We start from the raw sequence: 24504 nt of genomic DNA, 5'->3' as shown, positions 1-24504 counted from the left end.
TCGTGCTTTTTTTGAGGCGATCCCTCTCTGGCGTCAGGAGAGGGATTCGATATGCGTCGAGTGTGCGTAGACCTGGCCGAACCGGTTCGCCAGGAAATTTGCCAGGGCAATCTGTTCCTGACGCACGAAACCGCGCTGAGGCAACTGCCCGCCGAAGAACATATCGACCGCCGCGCAGATGGCCGACGCCGTCGTGATCTGGATCGCGCTGGCGCTGTGGCCGTTGTTGCGCTCGGCGAAGATTTTCCGCGCGAAGACTTCCTGCGTCAGCACGCCGCGGCGAAGGCCGCTCACGACCACGAAGATCAGCACCACGTCCTGCAGGGTGCTGGGCACCGCACGCTTGAGGATCGTCTTGATCGTTTCCTGATCGTCCTTGAGGCGCAGTTCGTTGAGCAGTACCTTCATCAACGCGCCGTGGCCCGGATAGCGCACGGACTTGTAATCGAGATCGCGCACGCGTCCGCTGAGCGTCTCGCATAGCGTGCCCAATCCGCCCGACGTGTTGAACGCTTCGTACTCCACGCCATCCAGCGAAAAGTGCTCCAGATCCTCCAGCGGCTGAACGCTCAGTCTGACCCCGTCGCGAATCGCTTCGCACGGCTGGCAGTACTCGTTGATGAGCCCGTCGACGCTCCACGTCAGGTTGTACTTGAGCGAGTTGGTAGGAAATGCCGGTAACGCCCCGACACGCATCTTCACGGAGTCGACCTGTTCGAAGGTGGCCGCGAGATGATGGGCCGCGATGGCGATGAATCCGGGGGCCAGGCCGCATTGCGGCATCAGCACGGTCGACGCGCCCTCGGCCAATTGCTGGACCGCGTGCGTCGCGGCCACGTCCTCGGTCAGATCGAAGTAGTGGCACCCTGCTGCGACGGCGGCCGTAGCGGCGCTCGTGGCCATTGTGTAGGGCAGCGCATTGACGACGGCATCATGGCCCGAGATGGCCCGTTGCAGCGAGCCGGTATCGCATCCCGTCAGTTCGACGAACGTGTGGGCATGGTTGCGCACCACGGCAGCCGCCTGCGCGTTGCGGTCGAAAACCGTGACCCGGTAGTCGCCGCTATCGTGCAACAAGCGCGCAATGGTCTGGCCGATGTGTCCCGCGCCAAGCAAGGCGATCTTCTTCATGGTCTTCCCCTCGAATGGAAACGTCGAACGGCAGGGCTGGCCAGCATCGCGCCGAATCGACGGCTTCGACGTTTGTGCAAGCACCGCCACATCCATTCTAGGGAGAGTGCCGGATGAAATGTAGCGTCATTTCGTCGAAATTCATGATTTAACTGCCGAAATGACGAACATCATGACGAACTACGATGCTGTGGGCCGCGGCCATAAGAAACGTCGACCGGCTCGGCATTCGCGCAATGTGCTGCTCGGAGGAATGGGGAAGAAGGGGATTCGGGCGGGCACGGTGTCCGCCGATCGCCGATACACGGTGTGTCAGTGAGTCGCTGTCGCCAAGCCGAGATACCCCTGGTAGCCCACATACAAGCCGACCATTACGATCAGGGCGCTGGAGAAATAGGGCGCCTTGCGTGCGAACTCGCCGAAGCCGCTCCACCGTCTGGACACGTGTTTGACGCTAAGCGCGGCGAGCGTGCCGGAGGCCACCATGGTGAGCGCCAGTCCAATGCTGAAGCACAGCACCAGTCCCGCCCCCAGGGCGAACTTTTTGAGTTGAAGGCAAAGCAGCAGCACCGTAATCGACGCCGGGCATGGCACCAGTCCACCCGTCAGACCGAACATCACGATCTGCCCGGTCGTGACGTCCCGATTCGCGAAGCGGCGTTTGATATCGTCGGCGTGCGCCCGCTCGTGGGCGTCCTGGTAGTCATCCGAAGCCACGTCCAGGCCGCCATGCGAATGATCGTGCTCCGTGAACTCGACATCGTAGCCATGACGATGGAAGCCATGCTCCAGCAGCAGGCGCGCCGTGAACGCGTGAGGCTCCGGAATCTCTTCGACAGATTCGAGATACCCGTCACGCGGCACAAACGTGAACGTCTGCTTGGCACCTCCCGGACGCTCGGTCTCGAGTCGTACGTTCTCCGCCGCCCAATCCTGGCCGTGATGTCCTTGGCGGGATAAACGAAAGCGCGGAGGCACGCCCTCCTCGAAGATCGCCAGACGGACCAGACCGTGCCCCGTATCGATGACGCGCGTCTCATCATGTTCGTGGTCGTGGCTGTGGTCATGACCGTGGTGGTGGTCGTGGTGATGTTGGTCGCGCCAGGTGCGCCAGACCATCCAGCAGGCGACGGCGACGATCAGCACCGCCGAGGCGATCTGAAAGTACGGCTCGGTCGCTTGCGCGTCCCAATTCCGGCCGAGATACAAGCCGCCTAACGCCACGCCCCAAACGACCGCCGTGTGCGACACCGTCGCGGACAGGCCGAGCAACACCGCTTGTCCAATCGTGCCGCGAATCGCCACGATGAACGCGGCCATCATCGTCTTGGAATGTCCAGGCTCCAGTCCGTGGAGCGCCCCGAGCAAGATTGCGCTGGGGATGAAAAGCCACGCGTTACCCTGCTGAAGTAGGTTGGCGAAGTCGGCCATGTCGGAGAAGGTGCATAGTGTGGGTGCGCCAATATACTCCACCCCAGTATATTGGCGCCACTTTTTTCTACACGTTTCTCGCGTCGCTCCCCCTCAAGCCTTCGCAAGGGGCGGGGATTGCTCAGGCACACGGGGACGACGGGAGCGCTCTCGGCGACGTCGATGGGGACTGCGCGTCCGGCAAGCGATCACCGAACCGTCGCTGCAATTCCTCAAACGACACCAACTCACCGGCGATGGCGCTCGCGGCGACCGTCGGCGGACTGGCCAGCCAAACCTTGCCGGGTCCGGAGCGCCCTGGGAAGTTCCGATTGATGGCACTGATCGTCACCTGCTCGGCGTGCGTCGACGACCCCGGGCCACAGTTCGCACACGCGCCGCATGCGGGCTGCAACAATTCCGCCCCCACCTGCTCGAACGCTTTCAGGTAGCGACGATGCTCGCAGTAGTCCCGAACGGCAACGGTCCCGAACTGCAGATACAACTTCACATGCGAGGGCACCTTCAGTCCGCGCTCCGCCGCCCATGACAGGACCGCATGGTAATAGTCGAAGTCTTCACGCTTGCCGGCGGTGCAGGATCCCCCATAGGCAATATCGAAGCGAATCGGCCCTTCGGTGACATCGGTGATCGGCACGCCGTTTCCGGGATCGCCCGGCCGCGCCACCATCGGGACGACCGCGCTGCAATCGATGCGAATGACGTCCGCATAGACCGCGCCCTCATCACTGTGCATCCAGTCTTCGATGACGAACGTCACGCCTCGGCGTTCGCGCAGGAATCGAACCGTTTCCTCGTCTGGCGCAACGATGCCGGTGAATCCGCCCAGTTCGGCGGTCATGTTCGTCAACGTAGCACGCTCGTCCGTCGACAACTGCTTGATCGCCTCTCCCGTGAACTCGAAGATCCTGCCCACGCCCGCGCCTGCCTTGATGCGGGGCGCCGCGAGCAGTTCGAGCACGATGTCCTTTGCCGTCACGCCCGCGGGAATCCGACCCACGAGATCGATGCGCAGCGACTCGGGCGCCGTCAAGCGCACCGCACCGGTGACCATGCTGTTGGCCATGTCAGTCGTTCCCACGCCGAACGCCACGCAACCCACCGCACCGCTATGCGGCGTATGGGAGTCCGTGCCGACGACGACCTGACCCGGCAATGCGTAACGCTCGGCCATAACGGCGTGCGAGATACCTTCGGACCCTTTCCCATGGCCCACGTCGGCGTCGCCGAGATAGCCATGATGGCGAATGCCGTACTCGCGGACGAAGTCGCGATGCGCGCTGGACAAGTGGTACACGCCGGTCATCAACCCGTTCTGGCTATGCACCGGGCTACGATTCGAATACGAGAGATGATCTTCGAAGGCGATGATCGACTGCGGCTCGTGGAGCACGGTCGGTCGTCCGAATGCCGCATGCAGCATGTGCATGCACATGCCCGTGTAGTACTCGTGGATAAAGCGCCAGTCCGCCTTCACGAAGCCGCCGGCGCCCGGTTGCAGACCGCCATCGACATCGTCGGTCACGACGCGATGACGTAACAGGATCTTCTCCGCGAGGGTCTGCGGCCGGGGCGACGCATTCGCCATGGCATAAGGACGAACGTCGCGCATGCGTGACTGACCGTACTTGAGCAAGCCACCGTGCCTCAGAATCGCGGCAGCGAGTGTGTCACGCGGCGCCACCAGTTCCTCGATGTCGATCGCCTCACCCCGCTGGATTCGGTCAATCAGTCCGAAGTCCGTCGACGTGAACAAGCCGACGTTGTCGGCGTTCTGTCGATAGATGCGCTCGAAGCTCTCCGCGATGACCAGGACGATGCCCGCACGACGTTCCGCGACCGGACTGTGCTCGCGCGATGAGCCTTTCCCGTAGCGTTTGCCAGCCACGGTCACGCTGAACCCGCCGTGCTTCACGCTGTCCGTGCCGATCGGTGTCCGCTCGCCGGCCTTCAGGCCAACGTAGGGATAGCGTCCCAGACGGTCGTCGTAATACGTCAGCACCGGAATCGGCGTGATCTCGTCGGTCGACACATCGTTGCGCAGCGACCCCGCCTGTGCAAGATTCAATGCACGCCCTTGAAGCTGGGCATCGATCGCGTCGGGGTCTTCGCCGAGGAAGAGAATGCGGCCTGGAATGTGAAGTTCGGTCATGCAGCGCTCCTGGTCCCGGCAATGTACCGAACGCTCACGCGATCCTGAAGTGCCGATTCATGCAGGTCGCCATCCCGATTTGCGAAGGCCCCGGCTTGCGCGCGCGACGCGCCTCTGACACATAGCTGGCGCGCCTTTCCCCGCAGGTGGCAATGTTTGCCACAACGTTGGCAGGAATTGCCGCATTACGTCACTTTCGGTCTTGCGCACCGCATCCCATAATTTCCTCACGGCGCGAGCGACGCTTCGCTCCAGCGAGCCGGGTTGCCATTGCGGCGCCGGCGCACGACCGAAAGTCAGTGAGGAAATCATGAGTCATGCCACCACCACTACGCAATATGTTCAGCCGCGTAGTTCGGTAAAGCACCTTCCCGTCAATTTGTTTGCGTCAGTCATGGGTATTTCCGGACTGTCGCTTGCGTGGCGTGGCGCCCATCAGCTCTTCGGCGCCGATGTGGAGATCGCGGAGGGGATTGGCCTCATCGCCATCCTCACGTTCCTGGTCCTGGCAATCGGTTACGCCGTCAAGTGGGCGCGGTATCCCGCGGTCGTCAAAGCGGAATTCAATCATCCCGTCGCGGGCAACTTCTTCGGCACCATCACGATTGCTGTGCTGCTGCTCTCGTCCGTCGTCGGCTTCTACAGCGCAGTGCTCGGCGAAGTCGTCTGGACCCTCGGATCCATTCTGACGATCGGTCTGGCCTTCGTTATCGCGGGTCGGCTGTTCCGCGGCCAGGAGGATCCGGCCCACGCGGCGCCGGCCTGGTTGATTCCCGGCGTTGCCACACTCGATATCGCCGTGGCCGGGGGCACGATGCCGATGGCGTGGGCGCACGAGCTCAACATGTTCGCGATTGCCATCGGCACGATGATGGCGCTCGTGTTCTTCACGATGATCTTCTCGCGCGTGGTGCATCATGAACCGCTGCCGGCCGGCATGGTGCCGTCGCTGATCATCATGATTGCACCGTTCGAGGTGGGCTTCCTGGCGTACGTGAACGTCACCCACCATGTGGACATGTTTGCCGGCCTGCTCTTTTACTTCGGCCTGTTCCTGTTCATCTCGCTCTCGTTCAAGGTCTTCCGCCGGTCGATTCCCTTCGCTGCCTCGTGGTGGGCCATCAGCTTCCCGATCGCCGCGCTGTCCAATGCGGCCATCAAGTACGCGGCCTACTCGGATACCTGGGTGCTCAAGGGGCTGGCCGGCCTTATTTTGGCCTTCCTGAGCGCTGCCATTCTCGTGCTCTTCCTGCGCACGTTGCACCGCTTGTTCACGCATCGACTTCTGGTCGGCTGAAATTGCCGGCTCTGCTATGGCGCCCTCTGCCCGGAGGGCGTTTTCATTATTATCGCCCCTACGCTACATCGGTAATTCGGTATGTCTTGGATCGTGCTCAGTGTCGCTGGACTTCTGGAAATTGCTTTCGCCTTCGGGATGAAATGGTCGGCGGGGTTCAGCCGGCTCTGGCCAAGCGTTTATGCCGCCATCACAGGACTTGGCAGCATCTGGTTGTTGAACACGTCGCTCAGATCGCTTCCGGTCGGCACGGCCTATGCAGTTTGGACAGGGATTGGCGCAGCCGGCACGGCCGTCATCGGCATGATCTTCCTCGGCGAATCGGCGTCGGTGGCGCGCGTGGTATGCATCGCACTCATTCTGTCCGGCGTCGTCGGCTTGCGCATTACGGCCGGCGCGATTGCTTAGCGTCGCGCCAAGCGATATCGGTAGGCCGTGCCGACTGGCACGGCACCAAGAGGCGGGGCGGCGCGTCAGTCGTGTGCCGCTAAGCGGCCATGCGAAAGCGTCGCCGATAGTCCACCGGGGAGACACTGAGCTTGCGCAGGAAAGCGCGCCGCAGTCCATTAGGATCGGCAAAACCCGTCAGACTCGCTACTTTCTTCAAGGGGTGTTGGGTTTCCTCGAGCAGTCTGCGTGCCGCATCGATGCGGGCGTCCTCGACGAACGATGCGGGGGTCGTGCCACATTCCTGTTTGAAGATGCGCGCGAAATTTCGCGCACTCATTCCGGCACGCTCCGCAAGCGCTTCCACCGATAGCGACTGCGACAGATTCTGAAGCACCCATTCCTGCACATCCCGGATGGCGCTCTTCTCCGACGCCTGTGCGGTCAGATACGCGCTGAACTGAGATTGTCCACCTGGGCGCTTGAGAAACATGACGAACTGACGCGCGACCTTCATGGCGACCGCTCGCCCCAGGTCTTCTTCCACGAGCGCCAATGCGAGGTCCAGACCCGCCGTTACGCCCGCCGACGTGTAGATGCCGTTGTCCCTGACGAAGATTTGGTCCGGCTGAACATCCACGTTCGGATAAAGGCGGCTCAGGCGTGCCGTGTAGTTCCAGTGTGTGGTGGCCTTACGACCGTCGAGCAAGCCTGCGCGCGCAAGCAAGAGAGCACCCGAACATACCGATCCGATACGACGCGCCGTCTTTGCGTAACGCAATATCCATTGACGGATCGCTGCATCGTCCTCCAGCAGTTGCATCGATGGGCTACCCGCAATCAACAGCGTATCGATATCCGCGCTGCTCGTGTCCAGCGTCGTATCGGGGGTGATCGTCATTCCGTTCGACGCCAGCAAAACGCCCGACGTCGTGGAGACAATTTCGAACTGATAGGTCGAAGGCGCGCCGGCCTGCCGCGCCGCTTCGTGAAAGACTTCCACCGGCCCGACAAGGTCGAGCATCTGCACGTTTGGAAAGGTGAGCACTGCAACTTTCATGGCCGCGACCTGTAGTCCCGATGACATTACAGTGTAGTTGCCGTGAACCGCGCTTGCCAGTCGATGGCCGAGAATTTACGTATTCTGGCCGAGATGAATCCATCGCGCCGCGCTATGGGCGGATTGATGCCAGGACTACCTGGCCCGGAACGACGCTCCCTCCGCATGGAGGAAGCGTGTCAGGACCGGGCGACTGTACGCCAGCCCCCGGCCTCACTCCACCGTCACCGACTTGGCCAGATTCCGCGGCTTGTCGACATCGGTGCCGCGTGCGCAGGCGGTGTGATACGCGAGCAATTGCAGCGGCACGACGTGCAGAATCGGCGACAGCTGGCCGTAGTGCTCCGGCATGCGAATCACGTGGATGCCGTCGGCGTTCGCGATCTGCGTGTCCGCGTCGGCGAAAACATACAACTGGCCGCCACGCGCACGCACTTCCTGCATGTTCGACTTCAGCTTCTCGACCAGCGCATCGCGCGGCGCGACCGTTACCACCGGCATCTCTTCCGTCACCAGCGCCAGCGGACCATGTTTGAGTTCGCCCGCCGGATACGCCTCGGCGTGAATGTACGAGATTTCCTTGAGCTTGAGCGCGCCTTCCAACGCGATCGGGTAATGCAGCCCGCGCCCGAGGAACAGCGCATTCTCGCGACGCGCAAAGTCCTCCGCCCACGCGATGATCTGCGGCTCCAACGCCAGCACGCTATGTAGCGCCGCCGGCAAGTGTCGCAACTGCGTCAGATAGTCCGCTTCCTGAGCCGCCGTCAACCGCCCGCGCAGCTTCGCGATCGTCAGCGTCAGCAGGAACAGTGCCGTCAACTGCGTGGTGAACGCCTTCGTCGACGCCACGCCGATCTCGGTCCCCGCGCGCGTCAGGTAGTGCAGCGCCGTCTGACGCACCATCGCACTCGTGCCCACATTGCAGATCGCCAGCGTGTTCGTCATGCCCAGCGACTGCGCATGTTGCAGCGCCGCCATCGTGTCGGCCGTCTCGCCCGACTGCGAAATCGTCACCACCAGCGTCTTCGGATTCGGCACGCTGTCGCGATAGCGATACTCGCTCGCCACTTCCACTTGCGTCGGAATCTGCGCCAGCGATTCGAGCCAGTACTTGGCCGTCAGGCCCGAGTAATAGCTCGTGCCACACGCCAGAATCAGGATCGAGTCGACACTGCTCAGCACCGCTTCGGCCTTCTCGCCGAAGAGCGTCGGCGAAATGCCTTCCACGCCCTCCATCGTGTCGCCGATCGCACGCGGCTGCTCGAAGATTTCCTTCTGCATGTAGTGACGATACGGCCCCAGCTCCACCGCGCCCGTGTACGCCTGCACCGTGCGCACTTCGCGCTCGACGGCCGCATCGTTACGGTCCACGATCGTCACGCCCTCGAGCGTGAGTTCGACGACATCGCCCTCTTCCAGGTAGATGAACTGATCGGTCGTGCCGGCCAGCGCCAGCGCATCCGAGGCGAGGAAGTTCTCGCCCTCACCCACGCCCACGACCAGCGGCGACCCCGCGCGCGCGCCCACCACGCGGTGCGGCTCCTGCTTGCGGAACACCGCGATGGCGTAAGCGCCGTGCAGACGGCGCGTCGCCAGACGCACCGCGTGATACAGATCGCCCGCGGCGCCGTTCGACAGCAGGTGATGCACCAGGTGCGCGATGACCTCGGTGTCGGTCTGCGACACGAATTCGTAGCCAAGGCCGCGCAGCTCGTCACGCAGGCTCTCATGGTTTTCGATGATGCCGTTGTGCACCAGCGCCACGTCGTCGCGCGAGAAGATCGGATGCGCATTGTCCGTGATCGGCGCGCCATGCGTCGCCCAGCGGGTGTGGGCAATGCCCGTCTCGCCGCCCAGGTGCGTCTGCGCCAGTTGCTCATCGAGATCCGCCACGCGCGATACGCTGCGCGCACGCTGCGGCACACCATCCTTCAATACCGCCACGCCGCACGAGTCGTAGCCGCGGTACTCCAGACGACGCAGCCCTTCGACCAACACCGGTACTACATTACGTCGCGCCACCGCGCCGACAATGCCGCACATATTCGCTTCCCTTCGTGCCAGAGATCCTGGCGCATTCGATCGGATTCAATCCGTTTTGACTCGCCGGCGCCCGCTTTGGCTTGCGTGCGTGTCGCGCGCCGGTCCATAACCGCCGATTTTACTGCTTCTGCTTGCGCGGACGGATGTAACCCGTCTTCGCTTCCTGCGTCTTGCCGTTGAGCACCAGCGAATCTTCCGGCGTATCCTTCCACACCGTGGTGCCGGCAGCAATCGTCGTGCCGCGCCGCACCGTCACCGGCGCCACGAGCTGCGTGTCCGAGCCGATGAAGACGTCGTCCTCGATCACCGTGCGATGCTTGTTGGCGCCATCGTAATTGCAAGTGATGGTGCCCGCGCCGATGTTGACCCGCGCGCCCACCGTCGAGTCGCCGACATAGGCCAGATGGTTGGCCTTCGAGCCCTTCGCGAGCGACGCATTCTTCACTTCCACGAAGTTGCCGATGTGCACTTCGTCGGCCAGATCTGCGCCCGGTCGCAGACGTGCATACGGCCCCACGTGCGCGTCGGCGCCCACCACGGCGCCGTCCAGATGACTGAACGCCTCGATGTGCGTGCCCGCGCCGATGGTGCTGTTGCGAATCACGCAGTTCGGACCGATGGTCGCGCCATCGCCAATCGTCACTCTGCCTTCGAACACGCAATTCACATCGATCGAGACGTCGGTGCCGCACGCGATCTCGCCGCGCAGGTCGAAGCGCGCCGGATCGATCAGGGTCACGCCCGCCGCCAGCAGCGCGCCCGCCGCATTGCGCTGGTAGTCACGCTCCAGCTCGGCAAGCTGCGCCTTGTCGTTCACGCCGTTGGGCTCCCACGCGAAGGCCGGCTGCGTGGTGACGACCGGCACGCCGTCCGCGACCGCACACGCGATCACGTCAGTAAGGTAGTACTCGCCTTGCGCGTTCTGATTCTTCAAACCGGCCAGCCAGCCCTTGAGTGCGCGCGTCGGCGCCACGATGATGCCGGTGTTGATTTCGCGAATGGCCAGTTCAGCCTCGTTGGCATCTTTCTGTTCGACGATGCGCAGCACGTTGCCCGCCGCGTCGCGCACGATCCGGCCATACCCGGTCGGGTTGTCCAGATCGACGGTGAGCACGCCCAGCTTCTCGCTGCCCGCAGCGTCGAGCAGCCCCTGCAAGGTCTCGGGGCGCGTGAGCGGCACGTCGCCGTAAAGCACCAGCGTCGGCACCGACTCGTCGAGCAGCGACGCCGCTTGCTGCACGGCGTGTCCGGTGCCCAGCTGCTGCGCCTGCTCGGCGAAATGCACACCGTCGCCGGCCACCGCGTCGCGCACGGCCTCGCCACCGTGACCTATCACCACGATGAGCTTGCCCGGCGTGAGCTTGCGTGCGGTCGCAATCACGTGCGACAGAAGCGGCCGGCCGGCCAGCGGCTGCAACACCTTGGGCAGCTTCGAGCGCATGCGCTTACCCATGCCGGCGGCGAGAATCACAATATTCATGGCGTCGTGACGATTCGAGAGTGGAAATCCGTGTGTCGGGGTCGGGCGGCCGCGCCGGTTCGTCCGGCAGGCTGCGTCAGGTTTCAATGCAGCGAGTGGGGTCGCTCGCGATCAGTCGTCGAATTGCGTAATACGGATGATGCCCGCGTCGTTCTCGTCGCCGCACGGCGCTTCGTCGAACGCAATATCGCCGAGCGGATCGGGCTGCCCCGTCGCACGCAGATTCTTGAAGTCATGAAGGTTCGTATCCATCAGATGCGACGGCACCACATTCGACAGCGCACTGAAAATCGATTTGATGCGCCCGGGATGCTGCTTCTCCCACAGGCGAATCAGCGACTTCATCTCGGCACGCTTCAGGTTCGGCTGGCTACCGCACAGCGTGCACGGAATGATCGGGAACTGCTTGTACTCGGCGTAGCGTTCGAGATCCGATTCGCGCACGTAGGCAAGCGGGCGGATCACCACATTCTTGCCGTCGTCCGACTGCAGCTTCGGCGGCATGCCCTTGAGCTTGCCACCGTAGAACAAATTCAGGAAGACGGTCTCGATGATGTCGTCGCGGTGGTGGCCCAGCGCAACCTTGGTCGCGCCGAGCTCGCCCGCCACGCGATAGAGAATGCCGCGACGCAGGCGCGAGCACAGCGAGCACGTGGTCTTGCCCTCCGGCACCACGCGCTTGACGATCGAGTACGTGTCCTGGTTCTCGATGTGGAAATCCACGCCGATGGAACGGAAGTAGTCGGGCAGCACATGCTCCGGGAAACCCGGCTGCTTCTGGTCGAGGTTGACGGCCACGATCGAGAAGTCGATCGGCGCACGCTCGCGAAGCTTGAGCAGGATGTCGAGCATGGCATAGCTGTCCTTGCCGCCGGACATGCACACCATTACACGATCGCCCTGCTCGATCATGTTGTAGTCGCCAATGGCCTGTCCCGTCAGACGGAACAGCCGCTTCTCGAGCTTGTTGTTCTCGAACGCGAGCTTCTGCGCTTTCTTCACGCTATCGGGGGCGACGGTTCCGGTCGCGACCAGCGGCGCGCTGGTCTCGGGCATGACGGCACTCATGTCAGGCATCCTTCATCTTGAACACTTCGATGCCGACCGAGTGGCAATCGGGATAGACGTCGGGTTTCTCGGTCGACACGCCCACGGCACGCACGCGCGGATGCGCAAGCAGCGCACTCGCGACGTCGTCGCACAGCGTTTCCTGCAGGTGGATATGGCCCAGCCCCACGCGTTTGGCAATGGTCTCGCGCATGAAGTCATAATCGACCACTTCGTCGAGCTTGTCCGCCAAGGGCGTGCTCTCGGCGAGCGGCACGAACAGTTGCACATTGATCAGCACGCGCTGCTCGCCACGCTTCTCGTAATCGTGCACGCCGATGTTGATGAACACTTCATAGTCGCGCAGGAACATGCGGCGGCAGTCCATCAGGCGAGGGTGAGAAAGAGCGCTATGCATTTTGAAAACCTTAATGACAATCAACGAGACCGGTCGGCATCGGCCGGTTCGGTCAGAAATTTCACGTCACGCGACGAACTCGCGAGATGTTGCCCACCATCGACATACAACACGGTGCCGGTCACCGCAGGCGCGTCGGCCAGATACGCCACCGCCTGCGCGATGTCCTCCGGCGTCGACGATGCGCCCAACGGCGTGGCCGCATGCGCCGCCGCAAAGCCCGTCGGGGTCTGGTCGACAGACAGCAGCGTCACGCCCGGTGCCACGCCGACCACGCGCAAGCGGGGCGCGAACGCCTGGGCAAGCAACGTCGTCGCCACCGCCAGCGCGGCCTTCGACAACGTGTACGACAGGTAATCAGGGTTCGGATTCGCCAGCTTCTGATCCAGCAGATTGACGACGACGCCTCGCCCCGACTCGCCCAATGCGGCATGCATCTCGCGCGCGAGCACGAGCGGTGCGCCCGCATTCACGCGCATGTGGCGCTCCAGCGCCTGGTAGCCGAAATCGCCCGCGCTATCGTACTCGAAGCGCGAGGCATTGTTGACAAGGCAGGTGGGCACGCCCAGCGCCTCGCTACACCGGCCGATGAGCCCTGCCGTGGCGGCTTCGTCCGCGAGCGATGCCTGCAACGCGACCGCCCGGCGCCCCAGCGCCTCGATGGCCGCGACGGTCTCGAGCGCCTCGTCGTGCGAACGCTCGTAGTGAACGGCGATGTCCCACCCCACACCGGCGAGGCGCAGCGCGATCGCGCGGCCGATCCGGCGCGCGCCGCCCGTCACGAGCGCAACACGCGGCACCGGCGGTACAGCCGGCGGGCAGGCGGCATCACCTGCGGCGGACGTAGGGCGTGGCGTCGATGCAACGGTCATGCGGCGAATTCCTGTCAGAGGGCGGTTGGGTCGATGCACTTCGGACGGCGATGGGCTTGAATCAATGCTCGGTGCCGTCGCGCGCGACGCCCTCGCGCAGCATCCATGCAACGGACATGCATCGCAAACACTGGCGAAAACCGCGAAAAAACGACTGAAAATTGACGAAAACCGGCAAAAATTACCCAGAAATCGTCCGCAGACGCGTCAATGCCAACCAAAGCAGCCAGCCGACACTGTCTCCGCTACAATGCCCGCATGAATCAGGCCGCACCGAAACCCCATAGTTTACCCGTTCCCGAGCCAGACGCGCTCGAACACTCGCGCCGCCTCACGGCCTATCTTGCCGACGCCATCGACGCGGCCGGCGGCTGGCTGCCGTTCGATCGCTTCATGGAACTGGCGCTATATGCGCCCGGCCTCGGTTATTACGCTGCCGGTGCCGCGAAATTCGGGCGCCTGGCCGCCGACGGAAGTGACTTCGTCACCGCGCCGGAGCTCACGCCGTTCTTCGCGCGCACGCTGGCCCGCCAGATCGGTGAGATCTTCGAACAAACGGGCGACGCGCAAGTGCTGGAATTCGGCGCGGGGTCCGGACGTCTTGCGGCCGACCTGCTGCTCGCGCTCGACGCCGAAGGCACGCCCTGCGAGCGCTACTCGATCATGGAACTCTCCGGCGAGCTGCGAGCGCGCCAGCGCGAGACCATCGCCAACGCCGCGCCACATCTGCTCGATCGCGTCACGTGGCTTGATAGGTTGCCCGACGCCTTCCACGGCGTGATGCTCGGCAACGAAGTGCTCGACGCCATGCCGGTGCGCCTATGGACACGCCGCCCGGACGACGCCGGGCAGCCGGTCTGGTTCGAACGCGGCGTAGTGCGTACGCAAGACGGTTTCGCCTGGGAAGCCCGTCGCCATACCGGCCCATTGCCGCAGGCCCTCGACGCGCTGGCCGATCTGCCGCCGACGCAGGAATATCGGACGGAGACCCACGAAGCCGCCTCGGCTTTCGTGCGCAGCGTGGCCCCCCTGCTCGCGCGCGGCGTCTTGCTGCTCGTCGACTACGGCTTCCCCGCGCGCGAGTACTATCATCCGCAGCGCGCAGACGGCACCCTGATGTGCCACTACCGCCACCACGCGCACGACGATCCGTTCTATTACCCCGGCTTGCAGGACATCACGGCTCACGTGGAGTTTTCAGGGATTGCCGATGCCGGCGTCGAAGCCGGTCTCGATCTGCTGGGCTTCACCTCGCAAGCCCGATTCCTGATGAACGCCGGCATCATCGAGCTGATGAGCGCGCTCGATCCGTCCGATCCGAAGGTGTTCCTGCCGGCGGCCGCCGCCGCGCAGAAGCTGCTCTCGGAAGCCGAGATGGGCGAACTCTTCAAGGTCATCGCGTTCGGTCGCGGCATGGACGAGTGGGCGGGCCTGCTCGGCTTCGCCACCGGCGACCGCAGCCACGCCCTCTGACCCCCCTTCACCGCGAGGCCACCCCGATATGTTTCGCTGGATGTTCACGATCTTCATCGCGATCTGCATCCTCTCGGCGGCCTCGCCGTGGCTCACCAAGCTCGGCATCGGCCGATTGCCCGGGGATCTGCGCCTTCGCTGGCGCGGCCGCGAGATGGTGTTCCCGTTCGCCTCGACCGTCGTGCTCTCGCTCGTCTTCAATCTGCTGATTCGCCTGCTGTAGCCAGCGGCGGCGACGCAACACCTGTTGCAACGTCCGTCAGCCCCACACGCGCCTCGCGGTTCCCCCCGGCGCCGCCAGCCCCCGCTCCGCGCGTCCCCCCCGCGGCCCCGATTCGCGGCCGATCGCCGGCCCGACGCATGTCCGCGTGCGTCGCCGTCACAGCGGCGCGCCGGACGGCAGCCATCGCTAGGGTTAACTACGATTTGATCATTTGTTGCAAAAAATTTACCATGCAACAAATGATTCAATCATGAATCAAAGTGAGGCCATTTCAGGAGCAGGACATGATCAAGATGCGATTGACCGGGATGATGTTGGGCGTAGCGATGGGTGTCGCCACGGGAGCGGCGCTGGCGCAGCCCGCTTCGGCGACGCTGCAGAAGATCGAGAGCAGCGGCGTGATCTCGATTGGGCATCGCGAGTCGTCGATTCCGTTTTCGTACTACGACAACAATCACAACGTCATCGGTTATTCGCAGGACCTGTGCAACAAGGTCGTCGATGCGGTCAAGACGCGCCTGAAGAAACCTGACCTGCAAGTGCGCTTCATCCCCGTCACTTCGCAAAACCGCATCGCCCTCGTGCAGAACGGCACCGTCGATATTGAGTGCGGCGTGACGACGAACCTGAAGGCGCGTCAGGCGCAGGTCGATTTTTCGAACACCTTCTTCGTCGCGGGCACGCGGTTGCTCGTGAACAAGCACTCGGGCATCAAGGACTTCCCGGATCTGGCGGGCAAGCCGGTCGTGACCAATGCGGGCACGACGTCGGAGCGCATCCTGAACAGGATGAACAACGAGAAGAAGATGAACATGAGCGTGATCTCGGGCAAGGACTATGGGGAATCCTTCACCATGCTCCAGGGCGGTCGCGTGCAGGCGTTCATGATGGACGACGTGCTGCTCGCCGGCGCGCGCACGATGGGCCGCAACCCCGACGACTGGGTCGTCACGGGCACACCGCAATCGTTCGAGGCTTACGGTTTCATGACGAGACACGGCGATACCGAGTTCAAGAAACTCGTCGACGACACGCTCGCCGGCGTGATGAAGAGCGGCGAGATCAACGCGATGTACAAGAAGTGGTTCGAATCGCCGGTGCCGCCGAAGCAGATCAACTTCAACTTCGCGATGAGCGAACAGCTCAAGCAGCTCTACGCGAATCCGAACGACAAGGCGTTCGAGTAAGCGACCTTCGTAGGTCGCGGGCATGCGCAGACGCGAACGTCTCGCATGCCCCCAGCGACTCAGTTCCCCTCGCCCCCCAGCCCCGCCGCCTCGACCGCATCGATTCTTGCGGCCTGCACGGCGTCGCGAATCTTCACAGGATTGTCGGCATACCGTCGCGCCACCGCGCCCGCATCGATGCTGCGCGCCGCGCCAAGCGCCGCCATCAACCGATCGCGTTGCGGATAGGGTGCCGTGGCGAAATCCCCGCCGCGACCACGCGCATCGGCTTCGCAGGCCTGAAGTATCTCCACGAACCGGTCGGGCTTGCGCAGGGCGTCGCACCGCTCAAGCAGACGCACGAGCGCCGCCGCGCCAAACTTCGGACTTGCGTGGATGTTGCCATGCTCGCGTGCCACGACCTGCGCCAGCTCACGGCAATCGACCGGCACGCGCAAACGCGCGCACAACGGCTTGAGCAAGTCGACACTGCGCCCCTCATGGCCGATGTGACGCGGCAACACGTCGTCAGGCGTGGTGCCTTTGCCGAGATCGTGCGTGAGGGCGGCGAAGCGTACCGGCAGCGAATAGCCCTGCGTCGCGGCGTAGTCGAGCACCATCATCACATGCACGCCGGTGTCCACTTCGGGATGGAAGTCGGCGCGCTGCGGCACCCCCCATAGCCGGGCCACCTCGGGCAGAACGCGATCGATCGCGCCACACGCGCGCAAGACATCGAACATGCGCGACGGCCGATGCTCCATCAGCCCGCGTGAAACTTCCTGCCAGACGCGCTCGGCCACCAGCGCATCAACCTCGCCGTTGGCCGTCATCTCGCGCATGAGCATGAGCGTCTCGTCGGCCACCGAAAAATCCGTGAAGCGCGCGGCAAAACGGGCGCACCGAAGAATCCGCACGGGATCTTCCGCGAAGGCCTCGCCGACATGGCGAAACAGCCTCGCTTCCAGATCGCGCCGGCCGCCATAGGGATCGACCAGTTGATCCGACAGACTGCCGTCGGGCATGACCTCGCGCGCCATCGCATTGATGGTGAAATCGCGTCGCACGAGGTCTTCTTCGAGAGTGACTTCGGGGGCGAAGTAGAACGAAAATCCGTGATAGCCGCGCGCCGTCTTGCGCTCGGTGCGGGCGAGCGCGTACTCGGCCTGCGTCTTGGGATGCAGAAACACCGGGAAGTCGCGGCCCACCGGTTTGAAGCCCTGCCGCACCATCTCCTCGGGCGTCGCACCCACCACCACGTAGTCCCGATCCTTGACCGGCAAACCCAGCATGGCGTCGCGAATCGCGCCGCCAACCGCGTAAATCTTCATGGACGCGCTTCGTAGTAAGCCACACGCTGCGTCTCGCCGCGTCCCGCAGCCACCCACGCCTGCACGGCCGCCAATTCGCGAATGCGATCGACATACGCCTGCGCGCGCGCCGACAACGCCGGCTCGAACGTTGCGAAACGCATCACCACAGGGGCGTAGAACGCATCGGCAATGGTGAAGTCGCCAAACAGGAACGGGCCGTCGTAGCGCGCGAGGCAATCCTCCCAGATCGCTTCGATACGACGGACATCGGCAAGCACTTCATCCGTCGCGGCTGCCCCCGGCCAATGCACGCCGACGTTCATCCACATATGCGTGCGCAGGGCGGTGAATCCGCTGTGCATTTCGGCACAAACGCTGCGCGCATGGGCTCGCGCTTCACGCGACATCGGCCATAGCGGCAGATGCGGATAGCTCTCTGCCAGGTACTCGCAGATGGCCAACGAGTCCCAGACGGTAATGCCGTTGTCGATCAGGCACGGGACTTTACCGGTGGGCGAATAACGCAGAATCTGTTCACGCGAGTCGGGCTGCGCGAGCCAGACGTTGCATTCTTCGAAGGCGATGCCGAAGTGCTTGAGCACGACCCACGGACGCATCGACCACGACGAGTACCTCTTGTTGGCAATGATCAGTTGCATGAAGACGTTCCTTGCGCGCATGACGCATCGGGGAGTGACGCGCCGGATTGAAAAGAGTGAGGTGTCAGCGCCCCGCGTAACGCCGGTAGTCAGACAGACGACGCTCCTCGCTATCGCCGTCGAGATAATCGACGGCAATCTCGAGCCCATTCGGCACAAGCCCGAGTTCGGGCGCCAGCGGGCCGCTCATGACGTTATCGACACGCATCGAATCGAGGTTGTCGCGCGTGATGATCGGCTCGCCCGGTAGCCGCTCGAAAAAGGCGGCCTGCAGGCGCGCGGCGCCCTCGGGCAATCGCAGGATCGGCCGCTCGCAGCCGCACGCGGCGCCCGCAAAGCGAACGAGCGCTTCAAGCGTGTAGACCTCCGGTCCGCCCAGTTCGTACGTCTTGCCAAGCGTCGCGTCGTTGTCGATCGCACTCGCGAAGGCCTGCGCCACATCCATCACGTAAATGGGCTGAAAGCGCGCCGTGGCGCACGCGAGCGGCACAACGGGCAAACGCCGCTGCAGCGCCGCGAAGGTATTCAGAAAGTGGTCGCCCGGACCGAATACCACCGACGGACGAAAGATCGTGACGGGAATGCCCGTCGCTCGAATTGCGACTTCGCCGTCGCCCTTCGAGCGCTGGTACATGCTCGGGCCATTCGAATCGGCGCCCAGGGCGCTCATGTGGATGAGCCGCGCGATGCCCCGGTCGCTGCACGCTTGTGCGATCTTGCGCGGCAGCTCGACGTGCGCGCGCGCGAACGCGCGGCCATAGGGCGTGCCACGGTCGCTGTGCAGAATGCCCACGAGATTGATGACCGCGTCGCTGCCCGCGATCACGCGCTCCAGCGCGCGCGGATCGTGCACGTCGCATTCGACGAGTTCCACACCCGGCAGCACGCCGAGCGCCTTGGCGGCGTCGACGCGCCGCGTTGGCAGGCGCACGGCGTATCCCATCGACACCAGCCGGGCCACCAGATGGCTGCCGACGAAGCCGGTGCCACCCACGACACAAACGTTATGGCGCATGCGTCACCTCCGCGACATGACGGTGGGTTCGCGGCTCCGACCGCTGCCGGGTCACTGGGGCAGAATGATGCCGAGCCGCTCCTTGAGCGATTGCGGACGACCCGTGATCAGGGCCGAGTAGTACGTGGTGTTCGACAACACGTTCTCGACATAGGTGCGCGTCTCGTTGAACGGGATCGTCTCGGCGAAGATGGCCCCCTCGACCGGACGATCCAGCGTGGAGCGCCACGTGCGCGGACGTCCCGGGCCGGCGTTGTAACCGGCCGACGCCAGCACCGCCGAGCCGTCGAACTTGTTGTAGATATCCGCCAGATAGCTCGTGCCCAGACGGATATTCGTGTCGATGTCGTGCATCATGCCCGGCTGGTAGTCCATGCCGATCTGCCGCGCGACCATCTTCGCGGTGGCCGGCATGATCTGCATCAGACCGCCTGCCCCGACCGACGAGCGGGCATTGATGATGAAGCGCGACTCCTGCCGGATCAGACCGTAGGCCCACGCTTCGTCAAGATCGACGGCCGCGGCCAGCGGCTCCACCTTGTCGCGGAACGGCATCAGGTAGCGCAACGTGAAGTCGTGCTCGACCTTCGTGCGATCGGCCGTGTTGACCGTGCGGTCGAACAGTTCGATCTGGTTGGCGTACTGTGCGGCGGCGAGCAACTGGCGGTCGGTCATGTTGCGCAGTTCCCAATTCCACTCGCGATTGCCTTCGAAACGCAAACCGAGATCGTAGAACTTCGCGGCGCGCCGGAATCCGGCGTTCGCCTGGTTCGCATCGACCTCGGCCTGGGTGACGGTCGTGCGCGGTGGCAGCGACGTCTTGTTGCCCAGTTCCTCGTTCGCCAGTTGTCCGTAGAAGTTGGGCTGCATGGCGATCTTCTGGAATTGCGCGCGCGCGGCATCGCCCTTCCCGGCTTCGCGCAGCGCACGGCCGTACCAGTAAGTCCAGACACCGTCGTCGCGCAACGCCGCCGGCATCGCTTCAATGCCGGTGCGCACGAGATTCCAGTCGCCCGCGCGCAGCGCCGCACGAATCTTCCACTCCTGCGCCGTCACCGAGAGCTTGGCGTTTCCGGCCTGACGGTACCAGGTGATCGCCATCGGATTCTGCGACAACGCCCCGCGCATGCCGATGCTGCCCCAGCCGATGGCGCGCTCGTCCGGCGACAGACTGCCCGCGACGCTGGAGAAACTGCTCGCCGCCAGCATGGCGTCGCTGCGGGCCATGCGCACGACGGCGAGCAGCGTGAGCTGGCGCGACGCTTCCGAGCCGTCCACCCCACGCGCGAGAATCTGCGCCGGACGCGTGGCGGCCATGTCGAGCAGGCTGTCGTCCGGGCGCGTGGCGCCCAGCGCATCGGCGATCTGCTTGCCGAGCGAGGTGTAGTTTTCCTCGTAAGCCAGGCGAATCTGGTGCCAGACCTCCTTGCGCGGCAACTGGCCGCTTGCGGCCAGCGTATTGATCATGTCGACGCAACCCTCGCCGTAGTATTTCGGCGTGGTCAGCAGGTCGGTAGCGGCCTGCGTGACATTTTCGCCACGCGCGGCACGCGACATCAGCGCGTAGCATTTGACCTGCGTGTCATCGTCGAGCACGAACTTCGGATATTCGGCATCGAACGTCTGCCAGTCGTGACGCTTGCCCAGCACCAGCAACCAGTCGTTGCGCAGACGGTCGGCGATCGCCTGACCGTCATACGTGCGCAAGAAGGCGCGGATATCATCGTCCGGCGCATCGATGAGCGCCTTGCCCGAGCGGTCGAACATGCGCGGCTTGATCTGGAAGTACTGGACGTAAGACGGCACGTCGTAGCCGGAGAGCATGGCTGCGAGCGCCGTGGCGCGCGGCGCGTCGTTGGCGCGAGCCGCTTCGCGCAGTTGCACGAAGATGTCGTCGGGCGAGCGCTGCGAGAGCAGGTCGGCAGATGCCGTTGAACGGCTTGCCGCCGAATGCGCCTTGGCGCGACCGGTTGCCTGGGTCGTGCTGCAGGCAACGAGCGTGGCAGCGGTCAGGGCCAGCGCAACGGCGCGATATACTCGGGTCAAACGATCTGACATCTTCGGGGGAGCGTCGGGTAAAAAGTGAATCCAAGCATAGCACGGGACCCCGCCCAACCGGCGGCCCAAACGTCCGGAAATGGGACCGAATCGGTCGCCGGAAAGGCACGTTTGCGCAAGGCCTTGCTCGACACGCGCACCACGCTCGCCGGACGCGCCGCACGCGACGCCGCACTCGCCGCCCGGCTGGCCGACGAGCTGACGCGTCGCGCGCCGCGCTGTGTCGGCTTCTACTGGCCGATTCAGGGCGAATTCGACGCCCGCGAAGTCATCTCGGCATGGCTCACGCAGGCGTCGCCCAAGGGGTTGCGCCTGGCCGCACTGCCGGTCGTGACCGCCCCGGCCGCGCCGCTCGTCTTTCACCGCTGGACCCCCGATACCCGCATGACGGAAGGCCGCTACCGCATTCCCGTCCCGCTCGAGGCCGACGTGCTCGTGCCCGACCTGCTGTTGATTCCCTGCGTGGGCTTTACGCGCGACGGCCTGCGACTCGGTTACGGCGGGGGTTTCTACGACCGCACCCTGCATTCGATGTCCCCGGCGCCGCAAACGCTCGGCATCGCTTACGACGCACTCGAAATCGACGGTCTCACGGCCGAAGCCCACGATCTGGCGCTCGACGTCATCGTGACCGAATCGACCACCTTCGCGCGCGCCGACACCCCCGCTCGCGAATCCAGCCCCCCCTCGCCATGACAACGCTCAAGATCCTGCCGCTCGGCGACAGCGCGCTCGTGTGCGAAGCGGGCACCTCGCCCACGCTCGCGTCCCAACGCCGCGTCTGGCACGCGGCGGCCCTCGCGAAGGATTGGCCTCACGTGCGCGACGTCGTGCCCGGCATGAACAACCTCACGCTGGTGTTCGACCCGTTGGCCACAGATATCGACGTGCTGAGCGAGCGCCTGCGTGACGCCTGGCAGACGCAGCCCGTCGCCGGGGAAGTCGGACGCGACATCGAGATCCCCGTGCACTACGGCGGCAAGCACGGCCCAGACCTTGCCGACGTGGCGAAGCACGCACGTCTGCAACCGAAGACGGTCGTGCAACGTCATACCGCACCGGAATACATCGTCTACTTCCTGGGTTTCCAGCCGGGCTTCGCCTATCTGGGCGGGCTCGATGAGTCGATTGCCACGCCACGCCGCGCCGAGCCTCGCCTGTCGGTACCGGCGGGGTCGGTCGGCATTGGCGGCAACCAGACCGGCATCTATCCGCTCGCCTCCCCCGGCGGCTGGCAAATCATCGGCCACACGTCCAGCGCGCTGTTCGACCCCACCGCGACACCGCCCGCCTTGCTGGCGCCGGGCGACCGTGTGCGCTTCACCATCGCGAGTCTCGACCTGTGATCGATATCCTGCGTGCCGGCCTGCTCACCACGGTCCAGGATCTGGGCCGCGCCCGTCTGCGTGAATTCGGCATTGCCAGCGGCGGCGCCGTCGATGCGCTGGCGTGCGCCGTCGCCAACCGTCTTGCGGGCAACGACCCCAACGCCGCCACGCTGGAAATCACGATGGGGGCGTGCGTGCTGCGCTTTGCGAGCGCGACCCTCGTGGCGCTGGCCGGTGCCGATTGCCATGCCGATCTCGACGGCGTCCCCGTGTGGTCATGGTGGCGCTTCCCCGTCGCGCGCGGTCAGACATTGACGTTGCGCCCGGCACGCTTCGGCATGCGCACTTATCTGGCCGTGGCGGGCGGCGTCGATGTCCCCGAGACACTCGGCTCGCGCAGCACCGATCTGGCGGCCGGCTTCGGCGGCTTCGAGGGCCGTGCCCTGCGCGACGGCGACCGCATCGCCATCGGGCAACCCAGCGCCGCCGCGCGCAAGGCCGCGCCGTTGGGGGTACGTCCGCCGGTGTGGTTGTCCGATCCGCTGGCGCACCGCGTGCGGGTGCTGCCCGGTCCGGAATACGACGACTTCATGGCCGCCTCGCACAAGGGCTTCTGGGAGAATCCCTGGCACGTCACGCCCAACAGCAACCGCATGGGCTACCGGCTGTCGGGCCCGGAGCCGCTCGCGCGCAAGAAGAATCGCAGCCACGATCTGCTCTCGCACGGTGTGGTGCCGGGGGTGATTCAGGTGCCGCCGTCGGGGCAGCCGATCATTCTGATGGCCGACGCCCAGACCACCGGCGGCTACCCGAAGATCGGCGTCGTGATCAGCGCCGATCTGTGGCGGCTCGGACAGGCGCGGCTCGGCAGCACATTGTATTTTTCGGAATGCAGCGGCGCCGAGGCGCGCGAAGCGCTGCACGAACAGCGGCGCTATCTGGCCCAGATCGAGCGCGCGCTCGCGTGGCACGATCACGGCATTCTGACGACATCGCGGCGGCCGGCCATCTCGCGCAAGGCCTGACGCCACGCCCGCCCATCGTCGTCCCCCGCAGGAGAATCCCGGATGAAAATCGATCTTAACGTCGACCTCGGAGAAGGTTGCAACTACGACGAAGCACTCCTCGCCCAGGTCAGCTCGGCCAATGTGGCGTGTGGCTGGCACGCGGGCGACGCGGGCACGATGCAGCAGGTGGTGCGCTGGGCGCTGGCGTGCGGCGTGGCCATCGGCGCGCACCCGAGCTTTCCCGACCGCGAAAATTTCGGCCGCACGGAAATGCAGCTTCCGCTCGACGACATCCGCGCGGGCATGCTGTATCAGATCGGCGCCCTCGCCGCGATCGTGCGCGCCCAAGGCGGCTGGCTCTCGCACGTCAAGCCGCACGGCGCGCTCTACAATCAGGCGGCGCGTGACCCGGCACTGGCCGAGACGATCGTCGAAGCCATTCGCGCGTTCGACACCGACCTGGCGATTTTCGGGCTGGCGGGCGGCGAGTTGGTGAAGGCGGCGCGGGCTGCCGGCATGCAGGCCGTCGATGAAGTCTTCGCCGACCGGGGCTATAACCCGGACGGCTCGCTGGTCAAACGTGGCACGCCTGGCGCGTTGATCGAGCGCGAGGAAGATGCGCTCGCCCAAACGCTGATGATGGTGCGCGAGCAACGCGTGCGCGCCATCGACGGCACGCTCGTGCCGATTCGGGCGCAAACCGTCTGTCTGCACGGTGACGGCGAACACGCACTCGATTTCGCACGGCGCATTCGCGGCTTCCTGCTCGACGAGGGCATCGACGTCGCGCCAGTTCATCTGATCTGACTTCGCCGCCATCCCAAGTCAAAAAACGCCGTCCGAGGGTAGTTCAGATCCCCCGGACGGCGTTTTCATGTCGATGCCGGCAAGCATCGGCACCTGCGCGGCACAGCGTTAGCGCCAATTGCGTCGATTTTGCTGAT

22 protein-coding genes are annotated in these 24504 nt (G+C 64.4%); 9 read left to right on the top strand and 13 right to left on the bottom strand.

Translation table 11 applies throughout. The annotated features are described in order from the left end of the window. Positions 1-33: 33 nt before the first annotated feature. The 3 genes from BGP02_RS09760 to BGP02_RS09750 all read right to left on the bottom strand — a co-directional run bounded on the left by BGP02_RS09760 (position 34) and on the right by BGP02_RS09750 (position 4714). Complete coding sequence (locus BGP02_RS09760; protein ID WP_286798408.1) at positions 34-1131, bottom strand: saccharopine dehydrogenase family protein; 1098 nt, start codon at positions 1129-1131, stop codon at positions 34-36. Between the two features lie 312 nt (positions 1132-1443). Next, on the bottom strand, positions 1444-2562 hold the full coding sequence (locus BGP02_RS09755) for a nickel/cobalt efflux protein RcnA (RefSeq protein ID WP_017235735.1): 1119 nt from the start codon (positions 2560-2562) through the stop codon (positions 1444-1446). A gap of 121 nt (positions 2563-2683) precedes the next feature. Continuing rightward, complete coding sequence (locus BGP02_RS09750; protein ID WP_286798406.1) at positions 2684-4714, bottom strand: aconitase family protein; 2031 nt, start codon at positions 4712-4714, stop codon at positions 2684-2686. 310 nt (positions 4715-5024) lie between these two features. Between BGP02_RS09750 and BGP02_RS09745 the strand changes: the two genes are divergently transcribed. Continuing rightward, positions 5025-6011: an SLAC1 anion channel family protein gene (locus BGP02_RS09745; protein WP_083902414.1), complete on the top strand. Its 987-nt coding sequence runs from the start codon at positions 5025-5027 to the stop codon at positions 6009-6011. Between the two features lie 81 nt (positions 6012-6092). Then, on the top strand, positions 6093-6419 hold the full coding sequence (locus BGP02_RS09740; RefSeq protein WP_017235738.1) for a DMT family transporter: 327 nt from the start codon (positions 6093-6095) through the stop codon (positions 6417-6419). Positions 6420-6498: 79 nt separating this feature from the next. Here the strand turns inward: BGP02_RS09740 and BGP02_RS09735 are convergent, their stop codons facing one another. The 6 genes from BGP02_RS09735 to BGP02_RS09710 form a co-directional block, all read right to left on the bottom strand. Further along, positions 6499-7458, bottom strand: a complete 960-nt coding sequence (locus BGP02_RS09735; protein ID WP_286798405.1) for a GlxA family transcriptional regulator — start codon at positions 7456-7458, stop codon at positions 6499-6501. A gap of 213 nt (positions 7459-7671) precedes the next feature. Continuing rightward, on the bottom strand, positions 7672-9501 hold the full coding sequence (glmS, locus tag BGP02_RS09730) for a glutamine--fructose-6-phosphate transaminase (isomerizing) (protein ID WP_150562137.1): 1830 nt from the start codon (positions 9499-9501) through the stop codon (positions 7672-7674). A gap of 118 nt (positions 9502-9619) precedes the next feature. Beyond that, the gene (gene glmU, locus BGP02_RS09725; protein WP_017235741.1) at positions 9620-10981 is read right to left on the bottom strand and encodes a bifunctional UDP-N-acetylglucosamine diphosphorylase/glucosamine-1-phosphate N-acetyltransferase GlmU; all 1362 of its coding nucleotides are present in this window, start codon (positions 10979-10981) and stop codon (positions 9620-9622) included. 111 nt (positions 10982-11092) lie between these two features. After that, a complete protein-coding gene (gene ttcA, locus BGP02_RS09720) occupies positions 11093-12037 on the bottom strand; it encodes a tRNA 2-thiocytidine(32) synthetase TtcA (protein WP_051060353.1) in 945 nt (314 codons plus the stop codon). Positions 12038-12050: 13 nt separating this feature from the next. Continuing rightward, positions 12051-12446: a dihydroneopterin aldolase gene (locus tag BGP02_RS09715; RefSeq protein ID WP_026132324.1), complete on the bottom strand. Its 396-nt coding sequence runs from the start codon at positions 12444-12446 to the stop codon at positions 12051-12053. Between the two features lie 20 nt (positions 12447-12466). Further along, positions 12467-13318 carry an SDR family oxidoreductase gene (locus BGP02_RS09710; protein WP_017235744.1) on the bottom strand — a complete coding sequence of 284 codons (852 nt, stop codon included), beginning with the start codon at positions 13316-13318 and terminating at the stop codon, positions 12467-12469. Between the two features lie 258 nt (positions 13319-13576). Here BGP02_RS09710 and BGP02_RS09705 point away from each other — a divergent pair, with 258 nt between their 5' ends. From BGP02_RS09705 to BGP02_RS09695, 3 genes are all read left to right on the top strand, one after another. Then, on the top strand, positions 13577-14791 hold the full coding sequence (locus tag BGP02_RS09705; protein WP_017235746.1) for a class I SAM-dependent methyltransferase: 1215 nt from the start codon (positions 13577-13579) through the stop codon (positions 14789-14791). A gap of 28 nt (positions 14792-14819) precedes the next feature. Then, positions 14820-15014: a DUF2905 domain-containing protein gene (locus BGP02_RS09700; RefSeq protein WP_017235747.1), complete on the top strand. Its 195-nt coding sequence runs from the start codon at positions 14820-14822 to the stop codon at positions 15012-15014. 293 nt (positions 15015-15307) lie between these two features. Beyond that, positions 15308-16201, top strand: coding sequence for a glutamate/aspartate ABC transporter substrate-binding protein (locus BGP02_RS09695; RefSeq protein ID WP_026131969.1), 894 nt, complete (start codon positions 15308-15310; stop codon positions 16199-16201). A gap of 59 nt (positions 16202-16260) precedes the next feature. On the opposite strand, the gene BGP02_RS09690 is transcribed toward BGP02_RS09695, so the two are convergent. The 4 genes from BGP02_RS09690 to BGP02_RS09675 all read right to left on the bottom strand — a co-directional run bounded on the left by BGP02_RS09690 (position 16261) and on the right by BGP02_RS09675 (position 21225). Beyond that, complete coding sequence (locus tag BGP02_RS09690; protein WP_286798404.1) at positions 16261-17511, bottom strand: multifunctional CCA addition/repair protein; 1251 nt, start codon at positions 17509-17511, stop codon at positions 16261-16263. After that, positions 17508-18152, bottom strand: a complete 645-nt coding sequence (locus BGP02_RS09685) for a glutathione S-transferase family protein (RefSeq protein ID WP_286798403.1) — start codon at positions 18150-18152, stop codon at positions 17508-17510. The genes BGP02_RS09690 and BGP02_RS09685 overlap by 4 nt, the downstream gene beginning before the upstream one ends. Before the next feature lie 64 nt (positions 18153-18216). Beyond that, positions 18217-19167: a complex I NDUFA9 subunit family protein gene (locus BGP02_RS09680; protein ID WP_017234045.1), complete on the bottom strand. Its 951-nt coding sequence runs from the start codon at positions 19165-19167 to the stop codon at positions 18217-18219. 51 nt (positions 19168-19218) lie between these two features. Continuing rightward, positions 19219-21225 (bottom strand): lytic transglycosylase domain-containing protein, encoded by a 2007-nt coding sequence (locus BGP02_RS09675; protein WP_017234044.1) that lies wholly within the window; start codon positions 21223-21225, stop codon positions 19219-19221. A 111-nt stretch (positions 21226-21336) separates the two neighbouring features. Between BGP02_RS09675 and BGP02_RS09670 the strand changes: the two genes are divergently transcribed. From BGP02_RS09670 to pxpA, 4 genes are read left to right on the top strand one after another with little or no spacing between them, the layout of a single operon-like run. Further along, on the top strand, positions 21337-21921 hold the full coding sequence (locus BGP02_RS09670) for a 5-formyltetrahydrofolate cyclo-ligase (RefSeq protein WP_261939369.1): 585 nt from the start codon (positions 21337-21339) through the stop codon (positions 21919-21921). Further along, complete coding sequence (gene pxpB / locus BGP02_RS09665; RefSeq protein ID WP_017234042.1) at positions 21918-22571, top strand: 5-oxoprolinase subunit PxpB; 654 nt, start codon at positions 21918-21920, stop codon at positions 22569-22571. Before BGP02_RS09670 ends, pxpB begins: the two co-directional genes overlap by 4 nt. Then, positions 22568-23578 (top strand): 5-oxoprolinase subunit C family protein, encoded by a 1011-nt coding sequence (locus tag BGP02_RS09660; RefSeq protein ID WP_017234041.1) that lies wholly within the window; start codon positions 22568-22570, stop codon positions 23576-23578. The genes pxpB and BGP02_RS09660 overlap by 4 nt, the downstream gene beginning before the upstream one ends. A 42-nt stretch (positions 23579-23620) precedes the next feature. Continuing rightward, positions 23621-24367 (top strand): 5-oxoprolinase subunit PxpA, encoded by a 747-nt coding sequence (pxpA, locus tag BGP02_RS09655; RefSeq protein ID WP_017234040.1) that lies wholly within the window; start codon positions 23621-23623, stop codon positions 24365-24367. The last annotated feature ends 137 nt before the right edge of the window (positions 24368-24504 follow it).

This window comes from Pandoraea sp. 64-18 (genome assembly GCF_001899225.1).
Lineage (GTDB): Bacteria > Pseudomonadota > Gammaproteobacteria > Burkholderiales > Burkholderiaceae > Pandoraea > Pandoraea cepalis.
Note: the sequence above shows the minus strand (reverse complement) of the source record. Positions and strands in the feature narration are given on the sequence as shown.